A 20,192-nucleotide genomic window follows, 5' to 3' on the forward strand; every position below is an offset into this window, starting at 1 on the left:
CAAGATGTCCAATGACGACGCAAGGCTTCTCGACTACCTCAAGCGGGTCACGGCGGACCTGCACCAGACCCGCCGCCGGCTCCAGGAGGTCGAGAACCAGGACCACGAGCCCATCGCCATCGTCGCGATGAGCTGCCGCTACCCGGGGGGCGTGAGCAGCCCGGACGACCTGTGGCGGCTCGTGGCCGAAGGCCGGGACGCCATCAGCACCTTCCCCACCGACCGGGGCTGGGACCTCGACGGGCTCCGCGGCGAGGAGCCGGAGACCGCCGGGTCCGGCAGCAGCTACGTCCACGAGGGCGGATTCGTCCACGACGTCGCCGACTTCGACGCGGGGTTCTTCGGGATCAGCCCCAACGAGGCCCTGACCATGGACCCGCAGCAGCGGCTGCTGCTCGAGGTGTCCTGGGAGGCGATCGAGCGCGCCGGGATCGACCCGGTGTCCCTGCGCGGCAAGCCGGTCGGCGTGTTCGCGGGCTCCGGCATCCAGGACTACGAGTACCTGATCGGCGCGGCCGGCGAGGTCGCCGAGGCCTACATGACCACCGCCAACGCGGCCGCGGTCATCTCCGGCCGGATCTCGTACACCCTGGGCCTCGAAGGCCCGGCCGTGACCGTCGACACCGCGTGCTCCTCCTCGCTCGTCTCGCTCCACCTCGCGGCCCAGGCGCTCAGACAGCGCGAATGCTCGCTGGCCCTCGCCGGCGGCGTCATGGTGATGTCCACCCCCTCGCCGTTCATCGCGTTCAGCCGCCAGCGCGGCCTCGCCCCCGACGGCCGCTGCAAGGCCTTCGCCGAGGCCGCCGACGGCACCGGCTGGTCCGAGGGCGCGGGCATGCTCGTACTGGAACGGCTCGCGGACGCGCGGCGGGCCGGCCACCCCGTCCTGGCCGTCGTACGCGGCAGCGCCGTCAACCAGGACGGCGCCAGCAACGGCCTCACCGCCCCCAACGGCCGCGCCCAGCAGCGCGTCATCCGCCAGGCCCTCGCCAACGCCCGCATCCCCGCGACCCAGGTCGACGTGGTCGAGGGCCACGGCACCGGGACCACCCTCGGCGACCCGATCGAGGCCCAGGCGCTCCTCGCCACCTACGGGCAGGACCGCCCCGAGGGGCAGCCGCTGTGGCTCGGCTCCATCAAATCCAACATCGGCCACGCCCAGGCCGCCGCCGGGGTCGGCAGCGTCATCAAGATGGTCATGGCGCTGCAGCACGGCCTGCTGCCGCGGACCCTGCACGTGGACGAGCCGTCGAGTCACGTCGACTGGTCCGCGGGCCAGGTCCGGCTGCTGGCGGCAGCCCGGCAGTGGGAGCGCGCCGAGGACCGGCCCCGGCGGGCCGGCGTATCGGCCTTCGGGGTCAGCGGCACCAACGCCCACGTCATCCTCGAGGAGGCGCCCGCGCCGGAGCCGGCCACGGCGGCGGATGCGCCGGACGGGCCGGTGGCCGCGGAACCGGCACCCGCCGGACCGCTGCCCGCCGCAGTGCCGTGGCCGGTCTCCGGCCGGGACGCCGAGGCCCTCGCCGCGCAGGCGGGCCGGGTGCACGCCCACGTCACCGCCTCACCCGAGCTGGACGCAACGGACCTGGCCTACTCGCTGGCCGTCAGCCGCGCGGCGCTCGACCACCGCGCCGTCGTCCTGGCGGACGGCCGCGCCTGCGCGCTCGACGCGCTCGCCGCGCTGGCGCAGGGCCAGTCGCACCCGAACGTGGTGCGCGGCATCGTGTCCAAGGGCTCGACGGCGTTCCTGTTCACCGGACAGGGCGCCCAACGCCTCGGCATGGGGCGCGAGTTGTACGCCGCCTTCCCGGTGTTCGCGGCGGCCTTCGACGCGGTGTGCGCGGAGATCGACCCGCACCTCGGCCGCTCGCTCCGGGGAGTGGTGTGGGGTGAGGACGCGGAGGCATTGAATGCGACCGCGCTCGCCCAGCCCGCCCTGTTCGCGCTCGAAGTGGCGCTGTTCCGGCTCGTCGAGGCCTGGGGGATCACCCCCGACGTGGTCGCGGGCCACTCGGTCGGCGAGCTGGCCGCCGCGCACGCCGCGGGCGTGCTCTCCCTCGCGGACGCGGCGCGGCTGGTCGTTGCCCGCGGCCGTCTGATGCAGGCGCTGCCCGCCGGCGGTGCGATGCTCGCCGTCCAGGCGACGGAGGCCGAAGTCCTGCCGCTGCTCACCGACGGGGTGGGCATCGCGGCGGTCAACGGTCCCGAATCCGTGGTCGTGTCGGGCGCCGAGGCGGCCGTCCTCGCGCTCGGCGAGCAGTTCACGGCCACCGGCCGCAAGACCAGCCGCCTCGCCGTCTCGCACGCCTTCCACTCGGCCCTGATGGATCCGATGCTCGAGGAATTCCGGGCCCTCGCCCAGCAGTTGACGTACGAGGAGCCGCGGATCGCGGCCGTCTCCACGGTGACCGGCGAACGCCCCGGCGCCGACTGGCGGTCACCGGAGTACTGGGTCTGCCAGGTCCGCGAGGCCGTCCGCTTCGCCGACGCCGTCCGCACCCTCGAGCAGGAGGGCGCCACCCGCTTCCTGGAGATCGGCCCCGACGGCATCCTCACCGGCCTCGCCCAGCAGAGCGTCGACTCCGAGCAGGCGGTCCTCGTACCGGCCCTGCGCAGGAACCGCCCCGAGGCCGAGGCCCTGATCGCCGCAGTGGCCAGGCTCCACACCTGCGGCGCGGCCGTGGACTGGGCGGCGTTCCACGCCGGAACCGGGGCCCGGCTCGTCGGCCTGCCCACGTACGCCTTCCAGCGCACCCGCTACTGGGTGGAGGGCGCCGGAACCGTCGGCGACCTCTCGGCAGCCGGACTGGCCGCCGCCGAACACCCGCTGCTCGGCGCCGTCGTCTCCCTCGCCGACTCCGGCGGGGTGGTCCTGACGGGCCGCGTCTCCCTATCGGCCCAGCCCTGGCTCGCCGACCACCGCGTCGGCGAGTCCGTGGTCTTCCCCGGCACCGGCTTCGTGGAGCTGGCCGTCCGAGCCGGCGACCAGGTCGGCTGCGAGCTGCTCGAAGAACTGATGCTGCAGGCGCCCCTCGTCCTGCCCGAACGCGGCGCCGTCGCCCTCCAGGTCGAGGTCGGCCCCGCCGACGCCTCCGGACGGCGCCCGGTCAGCGTCCACTCGCGCCGCGACGACCAGCCCGACCAGCCGTGGACCCTGCACGCGGCCGGCGTCCTGGCAGCCGCCCCCACCGCCCCCACCGCGGCCGCCCCGGATCCCGCCGTCGACCTGGCCGCCTGGCCGCCCGCCGCCGCCACCCCGATCGACACGGACGGTGTGTACGAGGCGCTGGCCGCGGCCGGTCTCCCGTACGGCCCGGTCTTCCGCGGCCTCACCGCCGCATGGGCCGCCACCGGCGCAGCCGAGGTGTTCGCCGAGGTCGCGCTCCCGGAGCGGGCTCGCGCCGACGCCGCCGCCTTCGGCCTGCACCCGGCACTGCTGGACGCCTCGCTGCACGGATCCGTCTTCACCGACCCGTTCGCCGGGGCTCAGGGCCCGGTCCTGCCGTTCGTCTGGACCGGCGTACGGCTGTACGCGTCCGGCGCCACCCGGCTGCGGGTCCGGATCGCCCCCGGCGGCGCGGGCGCCATCGCCCTGTCCGTCGCCGACGAGACCGGACGCCCCGTGCTCCGCGTGGACTCCCTCGTCCTGCGCGAGGTCTCCGCCCAGCAGCTCGCCGCCGCACGCACCGCCGCCCACGAATCCCTCTTCGGCCTGGACTGGACGGCCCTCCCGGCGCCCTCGGCCACGGGCCCGAGCGCCCCCGCACCGGCCGACTGGGACACCCTGCCCGCCGGCGGACCCGTACCGCAGCACGTCGTCCTGCGCTCCCGGCCCGGCACCGGCCCGGACGCGGTCCGCGCCGCCACGGCACGGGTGCTCACCGCCCTGCAGAGCTGGATCGCCGACGAGCGGTACGCCGGCGCGCAGCTGCTCGTCGCGACCTCCGGGGCCGTGGCCCGGCCCGGCGAGGACGTCACCGACCTGGCCGGGTCGGCCGTCTGGGGCCTCGTGCGCTCGGCGCAGGCCGAGCACCCCGGACGGTTCCTCCTCGCGGACCTCGCCGACCCCGCCGACCCGCGGGAGACGGCCGCCGCCGTGGCCGCCGCCGAACCCCAGATGCTCGTACGGGGCACGACCGTCCACGGCGCCCGCCTCAGCCGCGTCACCGACGACCCCGAAGCCCGCGTCCGCCCCGACTTCGGCAACGGCACCGTCCTGGTCACCGGCGCCACCGGCGCGCTCGGGCGGCTGGTCGCCCGGCAGCTGGTCGAGGCCCACGGTGTACGGAGCCTCCTGCTGGTCTCCCGGCGCGGCACGGACGCCCCCGGCGCCGTCGAACTCCGCGCCGAACTGCGCGGACTCGGCGCCGACGCCACCATCGCCGCCTGCGACGCCGCAGACCGCGACGCCCTCGCCGCCCTGATCTCCGGGGTGCCGCTCACCGGCGTGGTCCACCTCGCCGGGGTGCTCGACGACGCCCTCATCGCCTCACTGACCCCGCGGAGCCTGGACACCGTCCTGCGCGCCAAGGCCGACGCGGCCCTCCACCTGCACGAACTGACCCGCGGATTGGAGCTGTCGGCGTTCGTCCTGTTCTCCTCCGCGACCGGCGTCCTCGGCGTCCCCGGACAGGGCAACTACGGTGCGGCCAACGCCCTGCTCGACGCGCTCGCCACCCACCGGCGTGCCCACGGCCTCCCCGCCCAGTCCCTCGCCTGGGGCCTGTGGGCGAGCGGCATGTCCGGCGCCCTGACCGACGCCGACCTCCAGCGGATGAGCCGCACGGGCATCGGCGCGCTCACCGCCGAGTACGGGGTGGACCTCTTCGACCGGGCGCTGACCGTCGACGCCCCCGTCCTCCTGCCGATCCGGCTGGACGTCCGCACGCTCGCCGAGGCGGGCGAGGCCCTGCCGCCGCTCTTCCGCGGCCTGGTCCGCGTACGGTCGCGCAGGAGCGCGGCGTCCGCGCCCCAGGCGGCCGGCGCGCTGCACGGCCGGCTGGCCGGGCTGGACCGGGAGGAGCGCGCGGCCGTGCTGCTCGACCTGGTCCGCACGCAGGTCGCGATCACCCTCGGATACCCGGGTCCGCACGCCGTCGACGAGAGCCGGGCGTTCAGCGAGCTCGGCTTCGACTCGCTCACCGCCGTCGAGTTCCGCAACGCCGTGAGCGCGGCCGCGGACGTCCGGCTGCCCGCCACCCTCGCCTTCGACTACCCCAACCCGCGCGCGCTGGCCCGGCACCTGCTCGACGAACTCGACGGGGCCGGCGCACCGTCGGCGAACCTCACCCCCGCCTCCGTCGTCCGGGCCGGCGCCGTCGACGACGACCCGATCGTGATCGTCGCCATGGCCTGCCGCTACCCCGGCGGGGTGCGCACCCCCGAGGACCTGTGGCAGCTGGTCGCGGACGGCGTGGACGCCGTCTCCGGCTTCCCGGCCAACCGCGGCTGGGACCTCGACCGCATCTACGACCCGACCGCCGAGCGCCCCCACACGAGCTACGCCCGCGAAGGCGGGTTCCTGCACGAGGCCGGCGCGTTCGACCCGGCCTTCTTCGGGATCAGCCCCAACGAGGCGGCCGTGATGGACCCGCAGCAGTTCCTGCTGCTGGAGACGGCCTGGGAGGTGTTCGAGCGGGCCGGGATCGACCCGGAGACCCTGCGCGGCAGCATGACCGGCTGCTACGCCGGGATGATGTACCACGACTACGCCGCCAACAACAGCACCGGAGCCATCGCCTCGGGCCGCGTCTCCTACGTGTTCGGCCTCGAGGGCCCGGCCGTGACCGTCGACACGGCCTGCTCCTCCTCCCTCGTCGCCCTGCACATGGCGGCCCAGGCGCTGCGGTCGGGCGAGTGCTCGCTGGCCCTCGCGGGCGGCGTCGCCGTCATGGCCACCCCGGAGGTCTTCGTCGAATTCAGCCGCCAGCGCGGCCTGGCCCCCGACGGCCGGTGCAAGTCGTTCGGCGCGGGCGCGGACGGTACGGGCTGGGGCGAGGGCGCGGGCATGCTGCTGCTGGAGCGGCTCTCGGACGCGCGGCGCAACGGGCACCCGGTGCTGGCGACGGTCCGCGGCTCGGCGCTGAACCAGGACGGCGCCTCCAACGGCCTGACCGCCCCGAACGGCCCCGCGCAGCAGCGGGTGATCCGCCAGGCCCTCGCCAACGCGGGCCTGGCGCCCGCCGAGGTCGACGCGGTCGAGGCGCACGGCACCGGCACGACGCTCGGTGACCCGATCGAGGCGCAGGCGCTGCTGGCCACCTACGGGCAGGGGCGGCCGGAAGGCCGGCCGCTGTGGCTGGGCTCGGTCAAATCCAACATGGGGCACACGCAGGCGGCGGCGGGTGTCGCGGGAATCATCAAGATGGTGATGGCGATGCGGCACGGGGTGCTGCCGCCGACCCTGCACGCGGAGGAGCGCTCGGACCAGATCGACTGGTCGGCGGGTGAGGTGGAACTGCTCACCGAGGCCCGGGAATGGCGCGGCGAGGACGGCCGGCCGCGTCGTGCGGGCATCTCCTCGTTCGGCATCAGCGGGACGAACGCGCACGTCATCGTGGAGGAGGTCCCCGCCGCGGTGCCCGCAGAGGCGGAACGGCCCGTGGAACTGCCCGTCGTGCCCTGGGTGGTGTCGGCGAAGTCCGCGCAGGCCCTGGCCGGCCAGGCGGCTGCGCTGCTCGAGGTGGTGGACGCGTACACCCCCCAGGACATCGGGCACACCCTTGCTGCCACGCGCACCACGATGGAGCACCGGGCGGTGGTGGTGGGCGATCGGGAGGGGGCCCTGGCTGCCCTGGCGGCCGGTGGGGAACACCCGGGCGTGGTGGCGGGGCAGGCGCGGTCGGGTGGTCGGACGGCGTTCCTGTTCACGGGGCAGGGTGCGCAGCGGTTGGGGATGGGGCGTGAGTCGTATGCCGCGTTCCCGGTGTTCGCGGCGGCTTTCGATGCGGTGTGTGCGGAGGTCGATCCGCTGTTGGGCCGGTCGCTGCGGGAGGTGGTGTGGGGCGGGGACGCGCAGGCGCTGAACGCGACCGCGCTCACCCAGCCGGCGTTGTTCGCGCTGGAAGTCGCCTTGTTCCGGCTGGTTGAAGCGTGGGGTGTGCGGCCTGATGTGGTGGCCGGGCATTCGATCGGTGAGCTGGCTGCTGCGCATGCGGTGGGGGTCCTGTCCCTGGCGGACGCGGCGCGGCTGGTGGTGGCCCGCGGCCGTCTGATGCAGGCGCTGCCCGCGGGTGGCGCGATGCTCGCCGTCCAGGCCACGGAGGACGAAGTCCTGCCGCTGCTGACCGGGGGAGTGAACATCGCCGCGGTCAACGGGCCGGAGTCGGTGGTGATTTCCGGTGTGGAAGCGGCTGTTGTGGGGGTCGGTGAGCACTTCACCGCGATCGGTCGCAAGACGAGCCGCCTCGCCGTCTCGCACGCGTTCCACTCCGCCCTGATGGACCCGATGCTGGACGAGTTCCGGGCGGTGGCCGCCGGGTTGAGGTTCAGTGCGGCACGTATTCCCGTGGTGTCCACCGTGACGGGTGAGGTGTCCGAGGCGTGGCAGTTGCCTGAGTACTGGGTCGGCCAGGTCCGCGAGGCCGTCCGTTTCGCGGATGCGGTGCGCTGCCTGGAGGGGCAGGGTGTGACCCGGTTCCTGGAGTTGGGCCCGGACGGCGTCCTGACCGGGCTGGCCGGGCAGAGCGTCGGCGATGGCGTGCTCGTGGCGGGGTTGCGGAAGAACCGGCCGGAGGCGGAGGCGCTGGTTTCGGCTCTTGCCCGGCTGCACGTGGACGGCGTGTCCGTGGACTGGTCGGCCTTCTACGCCGGCACGGGCGCCCGCCGGGTCGACTTGCCGACGTATGCCTTCCAGCACACCCGCTACTGGATCGGCACCGAGGAGTACCTCGCCAACTCGTGGATCGGCTCCGGCGGCGGCAGCATGGCGGCGGCCGGACTCACCGACGCCGGGCATCCGCTGCTCGGTGCGGTGCTGCCGTCCCCCGACACCGACGTGGTCACCTTCACCGGCCGGCTCTCGGCGAGTACCCACCCCTGGATCGCCGACCACGACGTCCTGGGCCGCATCCTGCTGCCCGGCACCGGATTCGTGGAGCTGGCGGTCAGGGCGGGTGACCAGGTGGGCTGCGAGGTCCTGGAAGAGCTCGCGCTCCAGGCGCCGCTGATCCTTCCCGAGCGCGGAGCCGTCACCGTGCAGATGGTCGTCGGCCCCGCCGACGCCTCCGGGCGGCGATCGGTGACCGTCTACTCGCGCGCCGAGGACCGGCCGGACCTGCCGTGGACGCTGCACGCCGACGGCGTGCTCGCCGCAGGCGCCGAGGCCCCCGCCTTCGACCTGACGGCCTGGCCCCCCGCAGGCGCCGACGCGCTGTCGCTGGACGGTGCGTACGAGGGCCTGCGGGAGCGCGGCTTCGGCTACGGACCCGTGTTCCAAGGCCTCAAGGCAGCCTGGCGGCTCGGCGACGTGCTCTACGCCGAGGTCGCCCTGCCCGAGCAGGCCCACGCCGAAGCCGCCGAGTTCGGCCTGCATCCGGCCCTGCTCGACGCCTCCATGCACGCCGCCCTCGTCAACGGTACCGGCGGAGACGAGACCGTCCTGCCGTTCGTCTGGAAGGACGTCACCCTGCACGCGGCGGGAGCCGCCGTCGTACGGGTGCGGATCACCCAGCCCACCCCGGAGAGCCTCTCCTTGGAGGTCGCCGATGCCACGGGTGCCCCGGTCGCCACGGTCGGCGCGGTGGTCGGCCGCCCCGTCTCGACCGACCAGCTCGGCGCCGACGGTACGGACTGCCTCTTCCGCATCGCATGGAACCCGCTGCCCGTGCCGGCCGCGGCCGCTCCGCAGGAGCTGCCCGAGGGCGCGGCCGTCTTCGAGTGCGAGGTGACCGACGACGACGTGCCGGCGGCTGTCCACAGCCTGGCCAACCAGGTTCTGGCTGCGGTGCAGGACTGGCTGGCGGACGACCGCGCGGACTCGGCGCTCGTCGTGGTCACGCGCGGTGCGGTGGCTGTGGCCGACGGCGATGCGGTCGATGTGAGGCAGGCTCCGGTGTGGGGTCTGGTGCGTGCGGCGCAGGGGGAGAATCCGGGTCGGTTCGTGTTGATCGACTCGGACGGGTCGGTGGAGGTGGGGGCGCTCCTGGCCCTGGCCGAGCCGGAGTTGGCGGTGCGTGGTGGTGAGGTGCTGGTGCCGCGGCTGGCCCGGGTGGCCGTCGATGCGGACGCCGCTCCGGTGTGGGACGGGGCCGGGTCGGTTCTGATCACTGGTGGTACGGGTGGTCTGGGTGCGCTGGTGGCCCGGCATCTGGTGGTCGAGCACGGAGTACGTCATCTCGTGCTGGCGGGCAGGCGCGGAGCGGATACGCCGGGTGTCGGCGCACTGGTGGACGACCTCACCGGGCTGGGCGCGCAGGTGTCGGTCGTCGCGTGTGACGTGGCGGACCGGGAGGCGCTGGCCGCCGTGCTGGACGGTGTGGAGCATCCGTTGTCGGGTGTGGTGCATGTGGCGGGCGTCGCGGACAACGGGGTGGTCGGTGCCCTGACGCCGGAGCGGATGGATGCGGTGTTGCGGCCGAAGGCGGACGCGGCGTGGCATCTGCACGAGCTGACCGCGGACATGGGTCTGTCGGCGTTCGTGATGTTCTCCTCGGCCGGTGGGCTGGTTCTGGCGGCGGGGCAGGGCAGTTACGCGGCGGCGAACGTGTTCCTCGATGCGCTGGCCGAGCACCGTCATGCGCTGGGGTTGCCGGCCACCTCGATGGCCTTCGGCCTCTGGGGAGTCAACACCGGCATGACCACCCGGCTGGACCTGGCCGAGGAGCGCATGGCGGCCCAGGGGCTGCCCGCCCTCTCCCAGGCCGAAGGCCTCGCCCTGTTCTCGCTGTCCCTGCGCTCGGGGCGGCCCGCGGTGGTCCCCCTGCGCGTCGACACGAACGTCCTGCGCGGCCGTGCCGACCAGATGCCGGCCCTGCTCCGCGGCCTGGTGCGGGTCCCCGTACGCCGGGCCGCCCAGTCCGGGGACGGTGCCGATGGGCTCGCCGCGCGCCTGGCCGCACTGGACGCGAACGGACGGGCCGCCGCGCTGCTGGACCTCGTGCGCGGGCAGGTGGCCGGTGTCCTCGGGCACGCCTCGCCGGACGCGATCGAGCCCGAGCGGGCCTTCAGCGAGCTGGGCTTCGACTCGCTCGCCGCGGTGGAGCTGCGCAACAGGCTCGGCTCGGCGACCGGACTGCGGCTGCCCGCCACGCTGATCTTCGACTACCCGACCGCGCAGTCCGTCGCCGACCACATCGGCACCGAGGTCGCCGGCCGGGACCACGCCGTTGCCGCCCCCGTCCGCGCCCTCCCCGCCGTCGGCGGTCCGGACGTGGACGACCCCATCGTGATCGTGGGCATGGGGTGTCGTTACCCGGGCGGGGTGGGCACGCCGGAGGAGCTGTGGCGGCTCGTTGCGGAGGGTGTGGACGCGGTCGGGGGGTTCCCGGCCGATCGGGGCTGGGATCCGCAGGTGTACGACCCGGAGCCCGGTACGCCGGGGAAGACGTATGCGCGGGAGGGCGGTTTCCTGTACGAGGCGGCCGATTTCGACCCGGTGTTCTTCGGGATCGGTCCGAACGAGGCGCTGATGATGGATCCGCAGCAGCGGTTGCTGCTGGAGGTGTCCTGGGAGGCGATCGAGCGGGCGGGGATCGACCCCGTCACGCTCAAGGGCTCGGCGACCGGGGTCTTCGCGGGGGTCATGTACCACGACTACGCCCTGGGCGTGGAAGCGGCGGCCAGCAGCGGCGGCAGCCTCGTCTCCGGCCGTACGTCGTACACGCTCGGCCTCGAAGGCCCCTCGGTCACCGTCGACACGGCCTGCTCCTCCTCCCTCGTCGCCCTGCACATGGCCGCCCAGGCGCTGCGGTCGGGCGAGTGCTCCCTGGCCCTGGCGGGAGGCGTCGCCGTCATGGGTACGCCGGGCATGTTCGTCGAGTTCAGCCGTCAGCGCGGGCTCGCCCCCGACGGCCGGTCCAAGTCGTTCGCGGCTTCGGCCGACGGTGTCGCCTGGGGCGAGGGCGCGGGCGTCCTGCTGCTCGAGCGGCTCTCCGACGCACGGCGCAACGGCCACCCGGTGGTCGCCGTCGTCCGGGGGTCCGCCCTGAACCAGGACGGCGCCTCCAACGGCCTGACCGCCCCGAACGGTCCCGCCCAGCAGCGGGTGATCCGCCAGGCCCTGGCCAACGCCGGCCTGTCGGCCGCCGAGGTCGACGCGGTCGAGGCGCACGGCACCGGCACGACGCTCGGCGACCCGATCGAGGCGCAGGCCCTGCTCGCCACGTACGGGCAGGACCGCCCCGAGGGGCAGCCGCTGTACCTGGGCTCGATCAAGTCCAACATGGGGCACACGCAGGCGTCGGCGGGTGTCGCGGGCGTCATCAAGATGGTCATGGCCATGCGCCACGGGACGCTCCCGAAGACCCTGCACGTGGACGCGCCCTCCGATCAGGTGGACTGGGCCGCGGGAAGCGTGGAACTGCTCACCGAGGCGCGGGAATGGCAGGCGTCCGGCCGGCCCCGCCGGGCCGCCGTCTCCTCGTTCGGGATCAGCGGGACGAACGCCCACGTCATCGTGGAGGAGGCGCCGCAGGGCGCCGAGGAGGCGGCCGTACGGTCCGAACCGGCGGTGCTGCCCTGGGTGTTGTCGGCCAAGACCCCGCAGGCCCTGGCCGCCCAGGCCGAACGCCTGCTGGACCGGGTCACGCAGCAGCCGGAGAGCGAGCCGGCGGACATCGGCCTGTCGCTGGTCTCCTCGCGGACCGCGTTCCCCCACCGTGCGGTGGTCGTGGGAACGGAGCGCGCGGAGCTGCTGCGCGGCCTGACCGCCCTGGCGCAGGGCCGCAACGCACCCGCCGTGGTCCGCGACCTGGCGCGGCGCTCCGGGAAGACGGCGTTCCTGTTCACCGGGCAGGGCGCGCAACGGCTGGGCATGGGACGGGAGTTGTACGAAGCGTTCCCCGCCTTCGCGGTGGCCTACGACGCGGTGTGCGCGGAGATCGACCCGCTGCTCGGGCGGTCGCTGCGCGAGGTGGTGTGGGGCGGGGACGCGCAGGCGCTGAACGCGACCGCGCTCACCCAGCCCGCCCTGTTCGCTCTCGAAGTGGCCTTGTTCCGGCTGGTGGAGACCTGGGGCGTACGGCCCGACCTCGTCGCCGGGCATTCGATCGGGGAGCTCGCCGCCGCGCACGCGGCCGGAGTGCTGTCCCTGGCGGACGCGGCCCGGCTGGTCGTCGTCCGGGGCCGGCTGATGCAGGAACTCCCCTCCGGCGGGGCGATGGTGGCCGTCCAGGCGACCGAGGACGAGGTGCTGGCGCTGCTCACCGACGCGGTCGGTGTCGCGGCCGTCAACGGACCGGAATCGGTGGTCGTTTCGGGTGCCGAGGAAGCCGTCCTGGCGGTGGGCGAGCACTTCGCGGCGGCCGGCCGCAAGACCAGCCGCCTCGCCGTCTCGCACGCCTTCCACTCCGTCCTGATGGACCCCATGCTGGACGCGTTCCGCGCCGTGGTGCAGGAGTTGGACTTCGGCGAGCCGCGCATACCCGTCGTCTCCACGGTCTGCGGCGAGCTGTCGCAGGCATGGGCGTCCCCCGAGTACTGGGTCGGCCAGGTCCGCCAGGCCGTCCGCTTCACCGACGCCGTCCACACGCTGGAAGAGCAGGGCGCCACCCGGTTCCTGGAGATCGGGCCCGGCGCGGTGCTCACCGCTCTCGCCCAGCAGGTACTCGACTCCGAGCAGGCCGTCTCGGCGGCCGCCCTGCGCAAGGACCGCGGGGAGCCCGAGTCGCTGGTCTCGGCCGTCGCCCAGCTGTACGCGGCGGGCGTGCCCGTCGACTGGGAGGCCTTCTACGGGGGCACCGGAGCCCGGCTCGTCGATCTGCCCACTTACCCGTTCCAGCGCACCCGCTACTGGGTCGACGCCGCCAAGCCCGCCACCGATGCCGTGGCCGTCGGCCAGGACGCCCTCGACCACCCGCTCCTCGCGGCCGTGCTGCCCTCCCCCGACTCCGACGCGGTCACCTTCACCGCGCGGATCTCCCTGGACGCCCAGCCGTGGGTGGCCGACCACGCCGTGCACGGCAGCGTCCTGCTCCCCGGTACGGGCTTCGTCGAACTCGCGCTCCAGGCCGGCGACCACGTCGGCTGCGGACTCCTCGAGGAGCTCACCCTCCAGGCCCCGCTGGTCCTGCCCGAGCGCGGCGGCATGTCCGTCCAGGTCGTCGTGGGCGAACCCGACGACCGGGCCCGGCGCGCCGTACAGGTCTACTCGCGCCCCGAAGCCCGGCCCGACGAGCCGTGGACCCGGCACGCCGACGGGTTCCTCGCACCCGCCGCTGCCGAGCCCGGCGACGGCCCCGCAGCGTGGCCGCCCGCCGGCGCGGCCGAGCTGGACGCGGCCGATCTGTACGACCGGCTCCAGGAGCGCGGGTTCGGCTACGGTCCCGTCTTCCAGGGCCTGACGGCCGCCTGGCGGCTCGGCGATGCGCTCTACGCCGAGATCGAACTGCCCGAGCAGGCGCACGCCGACGCCGGACGGTTCGGTCTCCACCCGGCCCTGCTCGACGCCTCCCTGCACGCGCTCGGATTCGGCGGGCTCGGCGCCGAGGAGGACGCGGGGGGCGCGCTGCTCCCGTTCGCCTGGGCGGGCGTCACCCTGCACGCCGCGTCCGCCACCGCCGTACGGGTCCGGCTCGCGCCCGTCGAGGGTCAGCGCAACGCCGTACGTCTCGACCTCACCGACCCGGCCGGGGCGCCGGTGGCCTCCGTCGCCGCGCTGCTGCTGCGCCCGGTGGCCGCCGAACAGCTGCCCACCGGCGGCTTCCGCGACGCGCTGCTGCGCGTCGACTGGCAGCCGGTCGGCGGCGGCTCCGGACCGCGCGGGGCCTGGGCCGTCGCCGGCCCGGGGCTGGCGGTGCCCGGGATCCCGGTGCTCCCCGGCCTCGACGCGCTCCGCGCGGACCGGGACGGCGTACCGGACGCCGTGCTGCTGCCGGTCCTGCCGGCCGGGCCCGGCGCCGGCCGCGAGCACGAGGTCCTCGCCGGGGTCCGCTCGGCGGTGGCCACGGCACTGTCGGCCGTACAGCAGTGGCTGGCCGAGCCGGCGTTCGCGGGCTCGCGGCTGGTCCTGGTCACCCGGGCCGCGACAGCCGTGGCCGACGGCGACCCGGTCGACGTACGGCAGGCCCCGGTGTGGGGGCTGGTGCGGGCCGCGCAGGCGGAGAACCCGGGCCGGTTCGTGCTGCTGGACCTGGAGGAGGAGGCGGAGCCGTCCCCCAAGGCGCTGGCCGCCGCCCTCGCGTCGGGCGAGCCCGAACTGGCCGTCCGGCAGGGCAAGGTCCTCGCACCCCGCCTGGTGCGCAGCGCCGCGCCCGGCAGCTCCACGTCCTGGGACACCGGGGGAACCGTCCTGATCACCGGCGGCACCGGCGGCCTGGGCGCCCTCGTCGCCCGGCACCTGGTCACCGCGCACGGCGTACGGCACCTCGTGCTCACCAGCCGGCGCGGACCCGCAGCGCCCAACGCGGCGGGGCTCCGCGACGAGCTGACCGCGCTCGGCGCCCGGGTGGAGATCGCCGCGTGCGACGTGTCCGACCGGGACGCCGTGGCCGCCCTGATCGGAGGCATCGACCCGGCGCACCCGCTGCGCGGGATCGTGCACGCCGCCGGAGTCGCCCACAACGGCCTGGTCGGGGCGCTCACCCCCGAGCAGGTGGACACCGTGCTGCGGGCGAAGGCCGACGCGGCTTGGCATCTGCACGAACTGACGACCGGTCATGACCTGTCCGCCTTCGTGCTGTTCTCCTCGGCGGGCGGCCTGGTCATGGCCGCCGGACAGGGCAACTACGCGGCGGCGAACGTGTTCCTCGACGCACTCGCCCAGCACCGCCGCTCGCAGGGGCTGGCGGCCACCTCGATGGCCTTCGGCCTGTGGGACACCGAGACCGGACTGAGCCAGTGGCTCGGCGAGGCCGACCTCCAGCGGATGCGGCGCAGCGGAACGCCCGCGCTGTCCGAGGAGGAGGGCCTGTGGCTCTTCGACGCGGCGGTCGCCGCCGACGCCCCCGCCCTCGTACCGCTGCGGGTGGACCTGGCCGCCCTGCGGGCCCGCACGGACGAGGTGCCCGCCCTGCTGCGCGGCATGGCCCCCGCGGTGCGCCGCCGGGCCGGCGCCGCGGCCGGAGCCGCCGGAGCCGGAGCGCTGCGCGACACGGTGCGCGCCCTCGGCGGTCCGGAGCGCGAGAAGGCGGTGCTCGACGCGGTGCTCACGCACGCGGCCGAGGTACTGGGGCACACCGACGCGAGCGCGGTCGACGCCGAAGCGGGCTTCCTGGAGGCCGGATTCGACTCGCTGACCGCCGTCGAACTCCGCAACCGGCTGAACACCGCCTCCGGGCTCTCCCTGCCGGCCATGGTGGTCTTCGACAGCAAGAACCCGCTGGAGCTGGCCCGCCTGCTCGCGGAGCGCCTGGGCGCGGCGACGGGGGAGCGGGGACGGGCCGACGCGCCGTCCACCCACGGCGAGGGCCGCGCCGACGACACCCTGTACGGGCTGTTCCTCGACGCGATCATGTCGGGGAACCTCCAGCCCGGCCTGGCCATGCTGCGGTCCGTGGCGGCGCTGCGGCCCGCCTTCGCCTCGGCGGCGGACCTGGCGCAGCCGCCGGCGGCGGTGTCCTACGGGGCGCGGACCCGGCCGGCAGGGGACCGCACGCCCCGGCTGATCTGCCTGAGCACGCCCACCGTGGCGGGCGGGGTGCACCAGCACGCGCGGCTCGCGGCCCGGCTCTCGATGCCCGTCTGCGGTATCCCCACCCCCGGGTTCGGGCGCGGGGAGGCGCTGCCGGAGTCCTTCGGCGCGGCGGTGGACGTCCTCGCCGAGGCCGTGCTGCGCGCCGCGGACGGGGAGCCGTTCGCCCTGCTCGGCTTCTCCTCGGGGGGCCTGCTCGCGCACGCCACCGCGGCCCGCCTGGAGCGGGTGCACGGGGTGCGCCCCGCCGGGCTGGTGCTGCTGGACACGTACTCCATGGGCGCGACGAACGACGCGCTCTTCGACCAGATGGCCTTCGCGGTCCCCGACAAGGCGGCCACGCTGGGCTCCTTCAGCAGCGCCGAACTCTCCGCGATGGGCCGGTACGTGGAACTGCTGCCGCAGTTCCGGCAGGAGGACATCGAGGCGCCCGTGCTGTTCGTACGGGCCGGGGACCTCTTCGCGATGGGTGAGGGCGCGGACATCGCACCCGACGCCGACTGGCAGGCCGACTGGGAGGGCGCGGACACCGTGGCGACCGTCCCCGGCACGCATTTCACCATCGTCGAGCAGCACGTCGACACGACGGCCCCCGTGATCGACCGCTGGCTGACGGACCTGAAGGAGCGCATCTCCTGATGAGCACGGGACGGCCCACGAGCACGGGACGGCCCACGAGCACGGGACGCCCCGCCCGCACGGGACGGCCCCACGAGCGCAGGACGACCGGTGCGCGCGGACGGCGCGCACGACGACGAGCAGAGGTGGCACAGCGGTGAGCCTGAGCACGGTACGCCCGGCCGCGGTCAGCGGACCGGCGGAACGCATCCACGAGTTCATGCTGGCGGCGGCCGGGACCGCGCCGGACAGCCCGGCGGTCTGGGAGGCCGGCCCGCACGGCGCCTCCCAGGTCCTGACCTACCGTCAACTGGAGCGCAGGGCGCACGATTACGCCCTGTCCCTGGACGCGCTCGGCCTCGACATCGGCGACCGGGTGATCCTCGAGTCGGACAACTCCGCCGCCGCCGTGGCCGTGCTCCTGGCCTGTTCGATGCTCGGGCTCACCTTCATCCCGGTGAGCCCGGAGGTCCCCACCCCACGGCTGCTGGCCATCGCCGCCACCGCGGAGCCCGCCCTGCACCTGCAGGCGGTGGACGGCACGCGCGAAGGCGTCCCCGAGCCCATCGGCACGGCGCGCTTCGGCCCGGGCGGGGCGGTCGTGGAGCGCGCGCCCGCGCCGCGCACCCGCCACCGGCGGGAGGCGGTCGGCACCGACGCCGCATACATGATCTTCACCTCGGGGACCACGGGCCGCCCCAAGGGCGTGGTCATGAGCCACCGCGGGGTGCTGTCCTTCTACCGGGGCATGCTGCGGCACTCCATCGTCACGGCCGAGGACCGGCTCGCCACCACCTCCCCGCTCCAGTTCGACTTCGCCCTGCTGGACATCGGGCTCGCCCTGGGCTCGGGAGCCCAGCTGATCCCCGTACCGCGGGAGCTGATGCACTGGCCGCGCCGGCTGCTGCGCTTCCTGGCCGACACCGGGGCCACCCAGGTCGACGGGGTGCCGTCGATCTGGCGGCCCGTCCTGCGTCACGAGGCGAAGGGGCTGGCCGCCCTGGCCGGCCAGGTGCGCGGGGTGCTGTTCTCCGGTGAGGCGTTCCCGTTGCCGGAACTGCGCCAGTTGCAGGGCCTGTTGCCGCAGGCGCGGGTGGTGAACTGCTTCGGCCCCACCGAGGCGATGGCCTTCTCCCTCACCGACGTGCCCAGTCCGCTGCCCGAGGGCGTCGACAGGCTCTCCATCGGGTTCGCCTACCCGGGCGCCGAGATGCTGCTGATCGACGAGGAGGGCCGGCCCGTCGAGGAGCCGGGCGCGGTGGGCGAGATCCACCTGCGCGGCCCCTCCCTCTTCACCGGCTACTGGGACGATCCGGAAGCGACCCGGGCCGTCCTGGTACCCGATCCGCTCAACCCGCGCTCCGGCCAACTCGTCTACAAGTCAAATGACTTGGCATACCGCGGCGAGAGTGGTGAGCTGTACTTCGTCGGCCGGTCCGACCTCCAGGTCAAGATCCGGGGCAATCGGGTGGAGCTGGGCGAGATCGAGCGCAGGCTCCTGGAGTTCCCGGGGGTCGAAGCGGCCGCCGCGGTGGTCCGCCCGCGTCCGGGCGACGACCCGGAGCTCTACGCGTACGTCGTCCCCGCCCGCGGCTTCACCGCCGACCCCGTCGTGATCAGCGCGTTCTGCAAGCAGACCCTGCCCGAGTACATGGTTCCGCGGAAGGTCGGCCTGGTGCCGGGACTGCCGCTCACGCCGAACGGGAAGACCGACCGCAGGGCCCTGGCGGCACGCGCCGCCGAGGAGGCCTGAAACCGACGGCCCGGGACCCCTGTCAGGCCCCTCCCGGGCCCCGCCCCCGCCCCACCCCTGTCCCGCCCCCGACCCACCCCGGTCGCGCCCCCGCCCCACCCCTGTTCCGACCCCAGTCCTGACCCCTGTCCCGACCCCTGTTCCCGGTCCGGACCCACCCCGCCCCTCCCGGTGTTCCGTTCACTGATACGTACGTCCCGTCCCGACAGCATTGGACAGCCCCCATGACCAGCTCCCTGAGCGAGAACGACACGACCGGACCGGAGGCCAAGGCGGGCCGCAAGGAATGGATCGCCCTCGGCGTACTGCTCCTGCCCGTGCTGCTCGTCTCCATGGACCTGACCGTTCTCTACTTCGCCATCCCCGCCATCAGCGAGGACCTGCGGCCCTCCGGCAGCGAGCAGCTGTGGATGATCGACGTCTACGGCTTCGTCCTGTCCGGGGTCCTGCTCACCATGGGCGCACTCGGCGACCGCATCGGCCGCCGGCGCCTCCTGCTGATCGGTGCCGTGGTCTTCGGCGGCGGCTCGCTGCTCGCCGCCTACGCCTCCAACCCCGAGATGGTCATCACCGCCCGCGCCCTCCAGGGCATCGGCGGCGCCACCCTCATGCCCTCCACGCTCGCCCTCATCCGCAACCTGTTCCGCGACCAGACCCAGCGGCGCACCGCCGTCGCCGTCTGGTCCACCGGCATGGCCGCCGGCGCCGCGCTCGGCCCGGTGGTCAGCGGCGCGCTCCTCACCGGCTTCTGGTGGGGCTCCGTCTTCCTCATCAACGTGCCCGTCATGCTGCTCCTGCTGGTCGCCGCGCCCTTCCTGCTGCCGGAGTTCAAGGACGCCGCGGCCGGGAAGTTCGACCTGATCAGCGCCGCACTCTCGCTCGCCGTCGTCCTGCCGGTCATCTACGGCTTCAAGAAGATCGCCGTGGACGGATTCGCCGTCACCCACGTGGTGGCCATCGCGGTCGGCCTGGCCATCGTCCCGCTGTTCCTGCGCCGCCAGCGCACGAGCAGCGACCCGATGATCGACCTCTCGCTGTTCCGCAACCGCGCCTTCGGCGCCTCCGTCACCGTGAACATGCTGGCCTGCTTCACCCTCGTCGGCTACTCGCTCTTCAGCACCCAGTACATGCAGTCGGTCCTCGGCATGAGCGCGTTGAAGTCCGCGCTGTGGACCATCCCCGGTACCCTCGCCGTCGGCGCCGTCGTGCCCGTCGCCACCGTCCTCGTCCGTACCGTCAAGCCCGCCCACATCATCGGCGCCGGCTTCACCATCGCCACGCTCGCCCTGCTGCTGCTCACCCAGGTGCCGGCCGAGGACGGCCTGGTCCTGATCCTGATCGGCATCATCGCGCTCGCCGTCGGGCTCACCCCGGTCCTCACCCTGGTCACCGAGCTCGTCGTCGGCCAGGTGCCGCCGGAGCGCGCCGGTACTGCCTCCGCCCTGCTCCAGACCGGCCAGGAGCTCGGCGGCGCGCTCGGCGTGGCCGTCCTGGGCAGCATCGGCGCCGCCGTCTACCGCAACAGCTCCGCGCTGGACGCCCCGGCCGGGGTGCCCGCCGACGCGCTGGAAGCGGCCCGCGAGACCATCGGCGGCGCCCTGGCGGCCGCCGGCCGGCTCTCGGGCGACGCGTCCGCCGGCCTGGTCGAGGCGGCCCGCGCCGCCTTCACGACCGAGGTGCACGCCGCCTCGATCGCCGGCGCGGTCGTCATGGCCGGCGCCGCCGTCTTCGCCCTGATCGGGCTGCGGTCCGTCCAGACCGACAACCAGCGGGCCGCGGAACTCGCCGCGCAGGCCGCCCCGGCGGCGCACAAGGCCGGACACCCGGGCGCGGGCACCGCCTGAGCCGTGCGGACCACGTAAGGCACCCGGCCCCGCCAGGGGCCCACCGACAGCCGCCCAGGACCCGAACCCCCGCCGGTCCTGGGCGGCTTCGCCATGCCCGCACCCCGGTGCGCCGGGGCCGCTCGGCCGGGGCGCCGTAAGGGTCGGGCTGGGGTCGGATCTGGGGTCCGGTGGCCGAATCCTCTCCCTA

3 protein-coding genes are annotated in these 20,192 nt (G+C 74.7%); all 3 read left to right on the forward strand.

The genetic code is table 11. The annotated features are described in order from the left end of the window. Nucleotides 1-4 precede the first annotated feature (4 nt). The 3 genes from AB0D44_RS06320 to AB0D44_RS06330 all read left to right on the forward strand — a co-directional run bounded on the left by AB0D44_RS06320 (nt 5) and on the right by AB0D44_RS06330 (nt 20,002). On the forward strand, nt 5-16,426 hold the full coding sequence (locus AB0D44_RS06320) for a type I polyketide synthase (protein WP_362585196.1): 16,422 nt from the start codon (nt 5-7) through the stop codon (nt 16,424-16,426). Between the two features lie 136 nt (nt 16,427-16,562). Continuing rightward, entirely contained in the window at nt 16,563-18,158 is a 1,596-nt protein-coding gene (locus AB0D44_RS06325) for an AMP-binding protein (protein ID WP_362585199.1), read from the forward strand. A gap of 224 nt (nt 18,159-18,382) precedes the next feature. Beyond that, nucleotides 18,383-20,002, forward strand: coding sequence for an MFS transporter (locus AB0D44_RS06330; protein WP_362585202.1), 1,620 nt, complete (start codon nt 18,383-18,385; stop codon nt 20,000-20,002). Nucleotides 20,003-20,192: the final 190 nt, after the last annotated feature.

The organism is Streptomyces sp. NPDC048349 (genome assembly GCF_040651925.1).
In the GTDB taxonomy this organism is placed as follows: Bacteria; Actinomycetota; Actinomycetes; order Streptomycetales; family Streptomycetaceae; genus Streptomyces.